The 14,368-nt window shown below is 73.8% G+C and carries 13 protein-coding genes; all 13 read right to left on the bottom strand.

What is annotated here, in order from left to right; translation table 11 throughout:
- Positions 1–40 precede the first annotated feature (40 nt).
- Genes ACFSE6_RS09995 through ACFSE6_RS10055 form a run of 13 tightly spaced genes read right to left on the bottom strand, consistent with a single transcriptional unit; the run spans position 41 to position 14,071 of the window.
- Positions 41–676: an NUDIX domain-containing protein gene (locus ACFSE6_RS09995; protein ID WP_388005902.1), complete on the bottom strand. Its 636-nt coding sequence runs from the start codon at positions 674–676 to the stop codon at positions 41–43.
- The gene (locus ACFSE6_RS10000) at positions 673–2,427 is read right to left on the bottom strand and encodes a CTP synthase (RefSeq protein WP_388005905.1); all 1,755 of its coding nucleotides are present in this window, start codon (positions 2,425–2,427) and stop codon (positions 673–675) included. The genes ACFSE6_RS09995 and ACFSE6_RS10000 overlap by 4 nt, the downstream gene beginning before the upstream one ends.
- 14 nt (positions 2,428–2,441) lie before the next feature.
- A complete protein-coding gene (locus tag ACFSE6_RS10005) occupies positions 2,442–3,608 on the bottom strand; it encodes a glycosyltransferase family 4 protein (RefSeq protein ID WP_388005908.1) in 1,167 nt (388 codons plus the stop codon).
- A gap of 52 nt (positions 3,609–3,660) precedes the next feature.
- Positions 3,661–5,292, bottom strand: a complete 1,632-nt coding sequence (murJ, locus tag ACFSE6_RS10010) for a murein biosynthesis integral membrane protein MurJ (RefSeq protein ID WP_388005911.1) — start codon at positions 5,290–5,292, stop codon at positions 3,661–3,663.
- A gap of 4 nt (positions 5,293–5,296) precedes the next feature.
- Positions 5,297–6,169 (bottom strand): hypothetical protein, encoded by an 873-nt coding sequence (locus ACFSE6_RS10015; protein WP_388005914.1) that lies wholly within the window; start codon positions 6,167–6,169, stop codon positions 5,297–5,299.
- On the bottom strand, positions 6,166–7,188 hold the full coding sequence (locus ACFSE6_RS10020; RefSeq protein ID WP_388005917.1) for a copper transporter: 1,023 nt from the start codon (positions 7,186–7,188) through the stop codon (positions 6,166–6,168). The genes ACFSE6_RS10015 and ACFSE6_RS10020 overlap by 4 nt, the downstream gene beginning before the upstream one ends.
- Before the next feature lie 14 nt (positions 7,189–7,202).
- Positions 7,203–8,408 carry a putative cytokinetic ring protein SteA gene (gene steA, locus ACFSE6_RS10025; RefSeq protein ID WP_388005920.1) on the bottom strand — a complete coding sequence of 402 codons (1,206 nt, stop codon included), beginning with the start codon at positions 8,406–8,408 and terminating at the stop codon, positions 7,203–7,205.
- A gap of 4 nt (positions 8,409–8,412) precedes the next feature.
- Positions 8,413–10,125 carry a DNA repair protein RecN gene (gene recN / locus ACFSE6_RS10030; RefSeq protein ID WP_388005923.1) on the bottom strand — a complete coding sequence of 571 codons (1,713 nt, stop codon included), beginning with the start codon at positions 10,123–10,125 and terminating at the stop codon, positions 8,413–8,415.
- Between the two features lie 10 nt (positions 10,126–10,135).
- Complete coding sequence (locus ACFSE6_RS10035; RefSeq protein WP_388005926.1) at positions 10,136–10,969, bottom strand: NAD kinase; 834 nt, start codon at positions 10,967–10,969, stop codon at positions 10,136–10,138.
- Positions 10,966–11,826, bottom strand: coding sequence for a TlyA family RNA methyltransferase (locus ACFSE6_RS10040; RefSeq protein ID WP_388005929.1), 861 nt, complete (start codon positions 11,824–11,826; stop codon positions 10,966–10,968). Before ACFSE6_RS10040 ends, ACFSE6_RS10035 begins: the two co-directional genes overlap by 4 nt.
- Position 11,827: 1 nt before the next feature.
- Positions 11,828–12,010, bottom strand: coding sequence for a hypothetical protein (locus ACFSE6_RS10045; RefSeq protein ID WP_388005932.1), 183 nt, complete (start codon positions 12,008–12,010; stop codon positions 11,828–11,830).
- Between the two features lie 43 nt (positions 12,011–12,053).
- Positions 12,054–13,136, bottom strand: coding sequence for an HAD-IIA family hydrolase (locus tag ACFSE6_RS10050; RefSeq protein ID WP_388005935.1), 1,083 nt, complete (start codon positions 13,134–13,136; stop codon positions 12,054–12,056).
- Positions 13,133–14,071 carry a tetratricopeptide repeat protein gene (locus tag ACFSE6_RS10055; RefSeq protein ID WP_388005938.1) on the bottom strand — a complete coding sequence of 313 codons (939 nt, stop codon included), beginning with the start codon at positions 14,069–14,071 and terminating at the stop codon, positions 13,133–13,135. The genes ACFSE6_RS10050 and ACFSE6_RS10055 overlap by 4 nt, the downstream gene beginning before the upstream one ends.
- Between the last annotated feature and the right edge of the window lie 297 nt (positions 14,072–14,368).

Consider the following 14,368-nt stretch of genomic DNA (forward strand, 5'->3'; position numbering starts at 1 on the left):
GAGCACCTGAGCGCACCCGCCGCACTTGAGCAGCGTACGGCTATCGCATCCAGGGCGCGTCGACCGGTCGCAGCGGCGCCCAGTCCCGTGCACGTGCGCTGGCGGCGGCGAGAATGCCGACGACGGTCGCCGGGTTGTGGATGCGTCCCTCGTGCACCGCGGTGACCGCGTCGTCGAGCGGGACCCAGCGCAGCTCCATGTCGCGCTCTTCCTCGTGCCGTTCGTGCCGCTCGTCCTCGGCGACGTCGCTGAGGTCCCGAGCGAGGTAGATGCGGACAGACTCGTCCGAGCCGCCCGGTGAGGTGAAGAAGTCGACGAGCACGTCCCACCGCGCGGCCCTGAGGTCGGCCTCCTCGCCGAGCTCACGTCGGGCGGCGAGCAGGTACTCCTCGCCGTCGACGTCGAGCAGGCCGGCCGGTACCTCCCACAGCACGCCCCGCACCGGGTGGCGGTACTGGCTGAGCAGGAGGATCTCCTCGTCGCCGGGCTCGCCCCGCAGGGCGACGACGGCGACCGCTCCGGGGTGGTCGACATACTCGCGCAGCACCGCGGACTCGTCGTCCGGGGCGAGCCGCACCTCGTCGCCGACCAGCCCGACGACGCGGCCGGAGTGGATCCGACGAGAGCTCAGCACCTCGCGGCCGGTGTCCTTGACGTCGGCGAGATCCTCGCTCACGCGTCGTCCCCGGCGGCGGCGAACGCCTCGTGGGCCGGCGCCGGTTCCGGCTCCGGGTCGACGTCGAGCAGGCGAGTGGACCGCTGCCGGTCGACGGCGGCGCCCACGAGACCGGCGAAGAGCGGATGCGCCCTTGTGGGGCGGGACTTGAACTCCGGGTGCGCCTGCGTGGCGACGTAGTAGGGGTGCTGCTCGCGGTCGAACTCGACGAACTCGACGAGCTTGGAGTCCGGCGACCTGCCCGAGATCCGCAGGCCGGCCTCGTGCAGCGCGTCGCGGTAGGCGTTGTTCACCTCGTACCGGTGCCGGTGCCGTTCGCTGACCTCGGTGCTGCCGTACACCTCGGCCACGAGCGACCCGGGCTCGAGCACGGCGTCGTAGCGTCCCAGGCGCATCGTGCCGCCGAGGTCGCCCTCGCCACCGACGATCGCCAGCTGCTCCTCCATGGTCGCCACGACCGGATCCGGTGTTCCTGGTTCGAACTCCGAGGAGCTGGCTTGCGGCAGGTCGAGCAGGTTCCGGGCGGCCTCGATGACCATGCACTGCAGACCGAGGCAGATGCCGAGCGTCGGGATCTGCTGTTCGCGGGCGTAGCGCAGCGCACCGAGCTTGCCCTCGATCCCGCGCACACCGAAACCGCCCGGCACCAGGACGCCGTCGACGCCGGAGAGGGCCTTGCGCGCCCCCTCAGGCGTGGCGCAGTCGTCGGAGACCACCCACCGGATGGTCACCTTCACGCGGTGGTGGAAGCCGCCGGCCCGCAGGGCCTCGGTGACGGACAGGTAGGCGTCCGGCAGGTCGATGTACTTGCCGACGAGGGCGATCTCGACGGTGTCCCTGGGGTGGCGGACCCGGTCCAGCAGCCGGTCCCACACCGTCCAGTCGACGTCGCGGAAGCTCATCCGCAGCCGCTGGACCACATAGGCGTCGAGCGCCTCCCGGTGCAGCACGGCGGGGATCTCGTAGATGCTGGGCGCGTCCGGACAGGTGATGACGGCCTCACGGTCGACGTCGCACATCGCCGCGATCTTGACCTTCACCCCCTCGGGCAGATCACGGTCGGACCGGCACACGACGGCGTCGGGCTGGATACCGATGGAGCGCAACGCCGCCACCGAGTGCTGGGTGGGCTTGGTCTTCAGCTCTCCGCTGGCAGCGAGGTAGGGCACGAGGGAGACGTGCAGGAAGAAGACGTTGTCCCGGCCGATGTCCTGCCGGACCTGGCGGGCCGCCTCGAGGAACGGCTGGGACTCGATGTCGCCGACGGTGCCGCCGATCTCGGTGATGATGACGTCCGGTGGCTCTTCGCCCTCGGGCTCGGCCTGGGCGCGCATCCGTGCCTTGATCTCGTCGGTGATGTGCGGGATGACCTGCACCGTGTCGCCGAGGTACTCGCCGCGCCGCTCCTTGGCGATGACGGACTGGTAGACCTGCCCGGTCGTGGCGTTGGCCTTACCGGACAGCTCGACGTCGAGGAAGCGCTCGTAGTGACCGATGTCGAGGTCGGTCTCGGCGCCGTCCTCGGTGACGAACACCTCGCCGTGCTGGAACGGGTTCATCGTCCCGGGGTCGACGTTGATGTACGGGTCGAGCTTCTGCATGACGACCCGGAGGCCGCGCGCCCGGAGCAGATGACCGAGGCTGGAGGCGGTCAGTCCCTTGCCGAGGGAGGAGGCGACTCCGCCGGTCACGAAGATCTGTCGCGGCGTGCTGGCCTGGTTCCCGGGGAGCCGGGTCGAAGTGTTGACCACGGACTTCGAGCCTATCAGCCGCCGGCGGCGCTCCGGGGGACGTCGTCACCCGACGTGCCGTAGATCTCCTCGAGCTGCGCGCGGACGTCATCGGGGCCGGGCAACGTGGCGGCACGCGCCCGGGCGGCGTTGCGCAGCTCGGTCTGCCGCTCCGGGTCGGCGAGCACCTCTCGGACCGCCTCGGCGAGGCGGTCGCTGTCACCGGGCGGCACGAGCACGGCGGCGTCGCCGGTGACCTCGGCGGTGCCGCCGACGTCGGTGGCGACCACCGCCGCGCCGGCACGCAGCGCCTCCTGGAGCCAGAGCGGCTGTCCCTCCCACCTGGCTGTGGAGACGACGACGTCGGCGGCCGCCATGAGGTCGGGCGCGTCGTCCCGGTGGCCGGCGAGGTGGACGGGCAGGTCCTCGGCACTGGCGCGGGCAGCGACGTGACCGCGCAACGGTCCGTCCCCGAGGATCACCCAGCGCCAGCCGGACGCGGCCTGCGCGTGCCGGCCCGTCCGTCGGGTGGTCCGGGGGCCGCGCAGCACGGCGGCGACGTCGAGCAGGAGGTCGAGCCCCTTCTGCGGCGCCAGCCGCGCGACGGTCACCAGTAGTCGCTCGCCCGGCGCCATGCCGAGCGAGGCGCGCAGTTCGCCGGGGTCGATTCCCGTCGGCATGCGGTCCGGCGCCGGGACGAGCGCCCGGACGGCCCGGGGAGCGCCACGCTCGCGCATCCGCTCGACGAGGTCGCCGCTGACACCGAGGACGACGTCGGCGCTGCCGGCCACGAGCCGTTCGAGGCCGGCGGCCACGGTCTGCACGGCACGCCCCCCCACGGGCAGGTTGTGCAGGGTGACGATCAGCCGGGGGCCGTCCGCGAGGGTGGCCACCGCCATGGCGGCCAACCCGCCGGCGCGCAGGCCGTGGGCGTGGACCACGTCGGCGCCGGCGGCGAGGCGGCGCAGCTCGGCGACGACGCGGGCGTCCTGGGGTCGCGGCCGGTCCGTGATCTCCACGACGGCAGTGCGTACCGGCGGCGCCACTGCCGCGACGACATCGGCGGGGCCTGCGAGCAGCACCGTGTGGCCCGCCGTGTCCGCTCCGAGATCCGGGTCCGGCTCGGCGAGCATGCGGCTGATCTCCCGGGCGTGCCGTCCCACTCCCCCGGCACTCGACCCGGTCACCTGCAGCACCCGCACACCGTCTCCTCTCGGTCCCCTCCCCCGCATGCGCCGCCAGTATGTCAACAGCTCACGCGTGCTCACCCGGATCCCCGGTCTCCGGCCGTCGCGTGGTCCACCGGTTCAGCCGCCACGTGCCGGCGTCCCCGGCGAGCACGGCCAGCGCCGGCAGCCCTGCGCCGAGGAGGCCGCCGCTCACCCCGGCGACGACCGACCCGACCCCGCCCGTGCCGAGGACGTCGAGCAGCAGGTCGGTGACGAGCCGTCCGGCCGCGGCCCCGGCGGTGGCCCCCAGGAGACCGACCGCCACGGTCCGACGCAGGCCGCCGAGCCGGCCGGCGGTACGCCGCAGTGCCAGCACGAGGAGAGCCCCGGCGACAGTCATCCCGATGCTCGAGGCGGCGGCGAGGACGAGGAGGGTGGCCGGGCCGTCGCCACCGTCCGGGACGAGCAGGTTCACGCCGACCACCGACCCGGCGGACACCACCAGCCACCCGCTCGCCGTGGCGGCGACGGCCGCCCGGCCCTGATCGACGGCGTAGAGCGCCCGTGAGACGTGGAAGATGAGCGCGTATCCGACCAGTCCCGGAGCGAAGGCGGTGATCGCTCCGGTCATGCCCGGCATCTCGTGCTGGAGCGAGAACACCGCGGTCGCCGCCGGGGCGGCGGCCACCAGCACGGCGGCACCGACCAGGCCCGCGGCCACGACGAGCCTGGTGGAGCCGCCCGCCATCGCGGCGAAGCCGGTGCTGTCACCGGTGCCGGCGCGTTCGGACAACCGCGGGAACACCGCCGTCGACAGCGGGACGGCGAGGACCGCGTACGGGAGGAAGTACACCGCCTGGGCGTAGCCGTAGACGTTGACGGTGCCGGTCTGGCCGAAGCCGTTGGCGAGGTAGACCGCGACGAGCACGCTGACCTGCTGCGCGAGCAGGGCTCCGAGGCCGGCGGCGGCGAGGTGTCGCGCCCGTCGGCCGACTCCGGGTGGGAAGCGCACCGCGGGGCGTAGCCGGACCCCGCTGCGTAGGACGGGGCCCAGCTGGCACAGGCTCATCACTGCGACACCCGCCGTGGTGCCCCAACCGACCACGACGACGGCGGCCAGCGAGAGCGAGGCCGGATCGTTCTGCCGCCCGTCGGCGAGAGCGCCGAACGCCGCGTAGGAGGTGATCACGACGGCGGAGGACAGCAGGGGGGCCAACGCCGGCCAGAAGAATCGTTGCTGGGCCTGCAGGATCCCGGAGAGCACCACACCGATGCCGTACAGCGGGATCTGCACCGCGAAAATCCGCAGGAACGTCACCGTCAGGTCCTGGGTCTCGCCGGGGACGGCCGAGCCGAGCATGAGTCCGGCCAACGGTCGGGCGAGGAGCGCGACCACGAGCGCCAGGGGGACCAGGACGCACAGTGTCCAGCCGAGGAGTGCCGACGCGGTGCGGTCCACGTCGCGGCGCAGTTCGCGGGCGAGCGGCACGGCGAGCAGCGGCACCACCGCGCCGGCCAGAGCGCCGCCCGCCGCGACCTCGAAGAGGATGTTGGGCAGCCGGTTCGCGGTCTCGTAGGCCTGGGCGGCCTCGGAGGAGCCGAGCGTCCAGGACTGCACGAGCCACCGCACGAAGCCGACGGCCCGGGTCGCGAGCGTCAGCACCGTGATGAGCCCGGCGGCGCCGAGGATCCCGCCGGCGATCTTCCGTGCGGCCATCGCCTCAGACCCGGCGGCCGAGTTCGTCCAGGCGCCGGAGCACGTCGGTCGAGGCGATGACCTCGGAGAAGCTGATGCGCTCCGAGACCACGGTGAGGGTCGCCGCCGCCGTCAGGGCGAGGCCACGGACGGCACGTGAGGGGTGTGCGGCCAGCGCGGTGCCGACCAGCGCACCGACGGCGTTGGCGCCCGTGTCGCCGAGCATGGTGACTTCGCGGAGGTCGTCGGGCAGCGCAGCCACCGCCACGCCGGTGGCGCCGGCGGCAAGGGCTCCGTGAGGGGTTCCGGGCGATGCGACGGCCAGCGGGCCACCGATCAGGCAGGCGACCTTGAGGCTGCGCCCGGGTCGGAGGTCGAAGAGGTTGTGCAGGTTGGCGGTCGCGGCGATCAGCGCTCCGCCGAGCAGCGTGTCAGCCACGCGGCCGAGCCGCCGGGCATCGGTCGAGGAGCTCGCCAGGGCGGCCGCGGCGAGGGCGCCGGCGCCGATGCCGGCGATCTTGAGCGCGCCGGTGGTGACCTGCCCGCGGGCGAGGGCGCCGAGGTGGCCGCGCAGTCCCTTGCGCTCGCGCCCGGCCTCACCGAGATCGTCGACGGCGCCGCTCACCCCGGCCGCCCCGGTGGCGATCGCGGCACCGAGCGCGACCCGGCGCGCCGCCGGGGTCACCAGGGGGGCGGCGAGCCCGCCCGCCACCGCGCCGGCGGCCGCCGCCGGCCCGCCGAGGAGGCTCACGGTCCTGCCCGCGAAGTTGGTGCGCTCGAACCTGGCGTGCCCTCCGGGCGGTCGCCGCTCGAGCACGGCGGCCGCGACCGCCGTCGCCGCGCCGCCGAGCACGGCGGGCAGCAGAGCCGCGGTCAGGCGCTGGCTCCGGCGGCTCATCCGTCGGCCGGTTCCTCGTCGTCGGTGCCGCCCGTCCCGGTGTCCGAGGGGGCGGGCAGGTCGACACGCGGCGGGATCGGTTCCCGGGCGCCGGCCTGGAACCCGAACGCGTCCGCCCCGCCGGACAGCGCGACCGCGACGGCGAGCGGCACGGACAGCTGGGCGGTCACCTCGCCGACGCTGTCGACCGTGGTGACCGCGTCGGCGTCGTCGCCGGATCTGACGGCCGCCACAAGGTCGTGGTCGGAGACGGCGGCTCCGACCGTCACCGCACCGGGGGCGGCCCCGGTGAGACCGCCGGCGAGGTCGGCGTAGGCGGCGAGCTCCTGCTCCGCCTGCTCGGCGTCGGCCGTGGGCTGGTCGGCCTCGGGGGCGTCGGCGGGCCGCGGGCCGACGAGGACGACGGCCTCGGCCGCGCGGGTGATCTCCCCTTCGAGGGTCACCAGTGGCGCGTCGGCGGAGGTGAGGAGGTCGAGCAGGGTCTGGGCGTCCTCGCTGACGGTGCCGTCGGCGTTGGCTCCGGTCAGCGCGGCGCCGAGGGCGAGAGCGAAGATCCGTTCGTCGGTGGCGTCCGGGGCCGGGGCGTGCTCGAGGTACCCGGCGAGCTGGCCCGCGAAGGTCTGCCGGAAGGAACGGGTGTCGGGGTCGGTCCACGCCTCGGTGACGCCAGCTTCTCCGACCACCTGGGCACCGGCCTCGGACAGCGACTCGCGCACCCCCTCGACGTCCTCCTGGGAGGTCTCGGGCAGGGTCACGACGGCCACGCTGTGGTCGGTCAGCACGTCGGCGAGCAGCACGCCGGAGGACTGGCGGAGGTAGGTGGTGCGCTCCTCGATGTCGGCCTCGGCCGCCGCGAGGTCCGCGCGCAGTTGCTCCCGGTCGGCACGGAGGTCCTCGACCTGCCCGGTGAGCGTCTCACCGATGGTGTCCCGCAGCGGTCCGGCGCCGAGGACGATGCCGACGGCGAGCGCGAGGAAGACCGCGATGAGCGAGACGAGATGGTAACGGAAGTCGATCATGCTGCTCTTTCTGGTCAGGTCGTCGGAGCCGACGGGGCCAGCCCCACCAGCGACCGGAAGAAGTTCACGAGGTCGTCCCACCAGGCGCCGGAGAGCCCGAAGATCGTCTGCCCGACGTTCGTCGCGGCGAGGGCGACAAAGAGGGCGAGCAGGCCGGCGAGGGCGAGCAGAGCGAGCTGCCAGGAGGAGATCCGCGTGCGGTAGAGCTGGGAGACACCCTTGGCGTCGATGAGCTTGCTGCCCACGCGAAGCCGGGTCAGGAACGTCGAGGCCATGCCGGAGCGGCCCTTGTCGAGGAACTCGACGAGGGTGTTGTGGGTGCCCACCGCGACGATGAGTTCGGCGCCGAGATCGTCCGCGATGAGCATCGCGACGTCCTCGCTGGTGCCGGTGGCGGGGAACGCGACGTGCTCGACGCCGAGGTCCTCCACGCGGCGACGCCCGGGAGCGCGCCCGTCCCGGTAGGCGTGCACGACGATCTCCGCGCCCGAGCGCAGCGCACTGTCCGAGACGGAGTCCATGTCACCGACGATCATGTCCGGGCTGTAGCCGGCCTCGATGATGGCGTCCGCGCCCCCGTCCACGCCCACGAGCAACGGCCGGTAATCGCGGATGTAGGACCGCAGGATCGCCAGGTCCTCCTTGTAGTGGTAGCCGCGCACCACGACGAGGGCGTGGCGGCCCTCGAACCGCGTGCGGATGTCGGGGCTGCCGATGCCGTCGAGGAGGACGTCCTTCTCGCGTTGGACGTAGTCCATGGTGTTGGCGGCGAAGGCCTCGAGCTGGGTCGAGAGCCCGTCGCGCGCAGCGGTCATGGCGGCGGCGACGCTCTCGGGGTCCTGCACCTCGCCGGCCGCGAGGAGTGTGCCGCCGGATCGGACCTCTCCCCCCTCGACGACGAGATGCTGGCCGTCCTTGAGGGACATGACGGCCGAGCCGAGGTCGTCGACCAGGTGGATGCCGGCCTCGACGATGATCTCCGGGCCGAGGTTGGGGTAGCGGCCGGACGTCGACCGGGCGGCGTTGAGGACAGCGACGGGGCGGCAGGCGACGAGCGCTTCGGCGCTGACCCGGTCGATGTCCTCGTGGTCGATGACCGCGACGTCCCCGGGGCGCAGCCGCTTCGTCAAGTTCTTGGTGCGGGCGTCGACGCGTGCGGGCCCGCTGGTGCCGCTCTCGGTGGCAACCGCGCCCTGACGGCGGCGGAAGATAGCACTCACCGGGTCATCGTTGCACGCCTGCACGCTCGATCAGCTCAGCGGCATGCCGGAGGGCGGTGTCCGACTCCTCCTGGCCGGAGAGCATGCGCGCGAGCTCCCGCAGCCGGTCCTCACCGTCGACGGCGACCACATCGGTGGCGGTGATCTGCTCGGCCGAGGCGTGCTTCGTCACGACGAGGTGCCGGTCGGCGAAGGCGGCCACCTGGGCCAGGTGGGTGACCACGACGACCTGGGCGCGTTCGGCGAGTCGGGCCAGCCGCCGTCCGACCTCGACGGCGGCCTTGCCACCGACCCCCGCGTCCACCTCGTCGAAGACGAACGTCAGGCCCGTGGTCCCGGTCGAGGTGCCGGCGTCGGCGAGTGCGACCTCGAGGGCAAGCATGACCCGGGAGAGCTCACCGCCGGAGGCCCCCTGGCCCAGGGGGCGGGCCGGAGCGCCGGGGTGTGCCGCAAGCAGCAGCTCGACCGATTCGGCGCCGTGCGGACCCGGCTCCTCCAGCGGTGTCAGGCGGACCTCGAGCGTGGCGTCCGGCATCGCCAGGCCGGCGAGCTCGCTGCCGACGGCGGCCGCGAGCCGGTCTCCGGTGCTGCGGCGGGACTCGGACAGTGCCGCGGCGGCACGGTCGAGCTCCGCCTCGGCGGTGGCGACGGCCTCGCGCAGCCGTTCGGCGACCTCTTCGGGCGCGTCGAGGTCAGCCAGCCGTCGGCGGGCTCGTTCGGCCCAGTCCAGCGCCGCGTCGACCTCGCCGCCGTGGTCGCGCGCCATGTCCGCCAGCGCGGCGCGGCGTTCGTGCACCCATTCCAGCCGCGCCGGGTCGGCGTCGAGGCCGGTGAGGTAGGAGGACAGTTCGGTGGCGACGTCGGAGACGAGGTAGGAGGCCTCGGCGAGTCGTTCGGCCCAGCCGGCGAGCGCGGGGTCGTCGGCTGCGGACTGGTCGAGCGATCGCCTGGCGTCGTCCAGGAGCGTGGTGGCGTCGGGCGCACCCGTCATGTCATCACCCCCGGTCAGGCTCTGGTGGGCCCGGCCTGCGGCGGCACGGAGGTTCTCCACGTTGCCGAGCCGGTTCGCCTCCTCGCGCAGGGCCACGTCCTCCCCCGGCTCGGGTGCAACGGCGTCGATCCGGTCCAGCCCGGTCCGTAGCTGCGCGATCTCCTCCTCTCGCGCCCCCACGGCGCGTTCCCAGGCGCGCAGCTCCTCCCGGGCGTTGCTCGCCGCCGACCAGGCCTCGCGGTAGGCCTCGACCAACGCGGCGTGCTCGGTTCCGCCGAACGCATCGAGCGCGGCCCGTTGCTGGGACGGGGCGCGCAGCCGGAGTTGGTCGGACTGCCCGTGGACGGTCACGAGCTGCTCGCCGACTTCGGTCAGGACGGCGTGCGGGACGGAGCGGCCACCGAGGTGGGATCGGGACCGGCCCGACGCCGGGACGGTGCGGGCGGCGATGAGTTCGCCGTCGTCGACCACCGCTCCTGCCTCCTCGGCCCGCGCGGCGGCCGGGCCGTCGGGGGCGACGACGAAGGTGCCTTCGACGACGGCGCGGTCCGCGCCGCTGCGCACCAGTGCGGGATCGGCCTTGCGGCCGAGCAGCAGGGCGAGCGAGGTGAGCACCATGGTCTTGCCCGCACCGGTCTCGCCGGTGATGACGGTCAGCCGTGGGGCGAGGTCGAGGTCCGCCGCGGCGATGACCCCGAGGTTCTCGATCCGGACTTGCTCGATCATGACCTCGTCCTCATGCGGGGCGCCCCCGCCATCCTTGGACCGGGAGGTCGAACTTCGCGACGAGGCGTCCCGAGAACGGGACCTCGGCGAGGCGCGCGAGCCGGACCGCGTGGCTGCCCCGGCGGACCGTGATGCGCGATCCGGGTGGCACGTCGATACGTCGGCGTCCGTCGCAGAACAGGACGGCATCGATGTCGCCGTGCGGGAGGACCTCGACCTCGAGGGCCGAATGCGGGCCGACCACCATCGGGCGCGCGAAGAGCGCGTGCGCCGCGATGGGGACGAGCAGGAGCGCCTCGACGTCCGGCCAGACGATCGGACCGCCCCCGGAGAAGGCGTAGGCGGTCGACCCCGTGGCGGTGGCCAGGACGATCGCGTCACAGCCGAAGCTGGACAGGCCGCGGCCGTCGACCCCGATGGTGGTCTCGACCATGCGGGCGCGCTCCCCTTTCTCCAGGGCAGCTTCGTTGACGGCCCAGCCGTGCTGCTCGGTGCCGTCGGGGGCGGTGACGACCACGTCGAGGGTCATGCGTTCCTCGACGGTGTAGTCGCGGGCGACGACGCGGGTCACCACGTCCGGCAGCGCTTCGGACTCGGCCTCCGCGAGGAAGCCCACCCGTCCGAGGTTGACGCCGAGCAGCGGCAGGTCGTGCTCGCGCGCGTCCTCGGCAGCCCGCAGGATGGTGCCGTCACCGCCGAGGACGATGATGAGTTCGCACCCTTCGGCCGTGCCGTCGCGCACGACCTCGATGCCCTGCTCCCGTAGCGCCGCGGTGACACGATCGGCCGCCTGCACGGCTTCCGGTCGGCCTTCGTGGGTGACGACGAGGATGCGTCTGGTCATGGAGCCGATCCTTCCGTCACTGGGCGAGGCCCGTCGCCGGCCGGTCCGGTGCGGACCGCACGCTCGGCTGCCTCGAGAAGGGCGTCGTCGTCGAGCGCGTGGGGGTGTCCGCGCCGTAGGGCCAAGAAGTATTCCACGTTGCCGGCCGGTCCTGGCAGCGGGGACGGGACCACCGCCCAGGCGTCCAGGCCGAGGGAGCCGGCGGTCCTGGCGACGGTACGGACGGCGTCGATGTGCAACGCCGGGTCCCGCACCACGCCACCGGAGCCGAGTCGCTCCCGTCCGACCTCGAACTGTGGCTTGACCATGAGCAGCAGGTCGGCGTCGGGGGCGGCGACCCCGGCGAGGGCGGGCAGGACAAGCGTGAGCGAGATGAAGGAGAGGTCGCCGACGACGAGGTCGACCGGAGGGGCGACCTGGGTCGCGTCGAGGGTGCGGACGTTGGTGCGTTCCAGGACGCTCACGCGCGAGTCGTTGCGAAGTCGCCAGGCCAGCTGTCCGTACCCGACGTCCACGGCGAGGACGTGCGCGGCTCCGCGGCGGAGCAGCACGTCGGTGAAGCCGCCGGTGGAGGCACCGGCGTCCAGGCAGCGCCGGCCGGCGACGACCGGCGCCTGCGAGCCGAGTGCGTCGAGCGCCCCGGCGAGTTTGTGGGCGCCGCGCGAGACGTAGTCGCTGCCGCTCTCCGCCGCGACCACGCGCAGCGCTTGAGCGGGGTCGACCTGCCGGGCGGGCTTGGTGGCCGCTTGCCCGTCCAGCAGGACGCGGCCGTCGGCGATGAGTTCCGCCGCGTGCTGGCGGGAGCGGGCCAGCCCGCGCCGGACGAGCTCGGCGTCGATACGGGTCAGTCGGGCCACGTCAGCTCTCGGCCTCGTCCAGGCGTTCGGCGAGATGGTCGTGGATCGCCTGGAACACCTCGACCTGCTGCTCGAGGGGGACGTCCTCGATCCCGTCGAGCGCGGCGAGGGGGTCCTGCTCGGTCACGCCAGGCGTGTCCGCAGCGGCGTCGGCAGGTGTGTGTTCGCCTGCTTCCTCGGCCATGGCGCGGTTCTCCTGCCTGTCGGTTCGTCCGGACTCCGGCAGGTTATCGCGGCGCCGCGACCTCGAGCAGCGGGAGGCTGTCGCGTGTGACGGACCGTCCGTCGTCGGCCGCGGACCAGGCGGCCGTGGCGAGGCAGCGCCAGGCGTCGAGCGAGATGGTGATCGGCTCGGCCGCGTCGCTGTCCAGGTCGACGACGGCGCCGCCGACTCGCATCTCGAAGCCCGCCGGCGCTCCGCTGGGGCGGACCGCCGCGGCGCCGCAGGTCCACCATCCGTCGGCGTCCGGGACCGGCGCGGGGTGCGGCTCGCCGAGCCCGCGCAGATCCACGGCGAGGTAGGACGGCCGTTCGCCGGGTTCGGCGAGAACGACGTCACGGGCGTCGTTGACACCGGTGAGGACGTGCAGCCCGGGATAGCCGGCCGCCCGGGCGCCGGCGAGGTCGGTGTCCAGGCGGTCCCCGACCACGAGCGGCCGGGCTGCCTCGGCGCGATCGGCGGCCTGGTGGAAGATCGGCGCACGCGGCTTGCCGGCCGAGTCCGGGGTGACGCCGGTGGCGCGGGTGACGGCGGCGACCAGCGCACCGTTCCCGATGGCCATGCCGCGCTCGCGCGGCAGCGTGGGATCGAGGTTGGTTGCGACGTAGGTGGCGCCGGCGGCCACGGCGAAGGCGGCCTCGCTCAGCTCGCGCCAGCCGATATCGGTGGAGAGTCCTTGGACGACGGCGGCCGGACGATCATCGGCCGAGTCGGTGACCCGGAATCCTCGCTCGGTCAGGGCCGTGCGCAGGCCCGGGCCTCCGACGGCGAGTACCAGGGAGCCCGCCGACACATGCTCGGCGAGCATGGCGGCGGCCGCCTGCGCGGAGGTGGTGATCGCCGCCGGGTCGGCCTCGATACCGACGGCGGACAACTCGCCGGCTATGACGCCGGGCTCGCGGGACGCGTTGTTGGTCACGAACATCATCCGCTGGCCGGCCTCTCGCGCCGTGGCCACGGCCTGGGCCGCGTGCGGTACCGGCTCCGTGCCCAGCAGCACGACGCCGTCGAGGTCCATGAGCGCGACGTCGTAGGACTGCTGCAGTGGACGGTCGCTCGAGGACAGGGTCGATTTCCGCTGCGGCGTCATCGTCCCTCCTGCTCCTCACCCGGTCCGGGTGCCTCGGCAGCGGACGCGGCCCCGTTCGCCGGCTCGTCCTCGAGCTCGAGGATGTCGACCTCGTTCTCGAGTTCCTCCGGGTCGGGACCCACGGCCGCACGGACGGCCGCCGCCTCCTCCGTGCGCCCGAGCTCGTCGAGTCGGTCCGCCCGGACGAGCGCGAGCCGGCGCACGAGCTGGGGGTCGGTGACTGTCCGGGTCAGCGGCCCGTCCAGCACCAGGAGGCCGGCTTCGTACTCACCGAGGTCCGCGCGTGCACCGCTCGCCACCATCGCCAGCTCCGCGCGATCCGTCGGACCGAGCGCCGAGATGTCCGCCTCGGCGACGACCGCGAGGGCACGTTCGGGACGGCCCAGGCCCCGCTCACAATCCGCCTCCACGGCACGATGCGCGTCCAGCCCGGACAGCCGCCGCGCGGTACGCAGTTCGCGCAGAGCCTCGGCGTAGCGCCCGGTGGCGTAGGCCGTCAGCGCCATCGCCTCACGCACCACATCCACGCGGCCGGCGCGCCGCTGCGCGGCCTGGGTGTGCTGATAGGCCCGCTCCGGGTCGGACTCGAGGAGCTGCCCGGCCACCACGAGGTGTCGCGCCACCAGATCGGCGTTCGCCTTCCCGAGGGTCCGCAGTCGCGCGCGTGCCGCCCCGTCCAGCATCTGCGGGTCGATGTCCTCGGGCAGGTCCGGCTCCGGCGGCCGCTGCGCGCGCTCGTCTCGGCGCTGGGGCCGCGCGTTCCGGGAGCCGCCCGGGGGCTGCCCCGGTTCGGCCCGGCGGCGACCGCCGCCGGCGGCGCGCCCGTCGGGGCGGCCAGAACCGCCACGGGACTGCCGCGGACCGCCCCCACGGTCGCCGCTCGGCCGGCCGCCGCCTCGCCGGCCGTTGCCACCACCGTTCATGCGCTCAGCCATTTCTCAGTCCCCTGTTCAGATCTGCGCTGCGCCACCATCGTGCCGCACCGTCGCAACCGCGCGGCCGCATGCCGTCGCGGGCACCATCGTTCGCCGCGGCGCGGTGTGTCGTCGAGCCCCCTGCGGGTTCATATTCTGTCCGGTTTTTCGGGTTTGGGGTGTGAGGGAGCCGGGCTGGAACGCGAGAAGGGCCCCGGGGCGGGGGCCGCGGTGTGCGGTACCCCCCCTTTCCCGGGACCCTTCTCGGATATTTAACGTGTGTGTACGGCGGTGTCCTGCTCTCCCACACGCTCGCGC

Origin of the sequence: Georgenia deserti, assembly GCF_042680605.1 — a bacterium.
Lineage (GTDB): Bacteria > Actinomycetota > Actinomycetes > Actinomycetales > Actinomycetaceae > Allobogoriella > Allobogoriella deserti.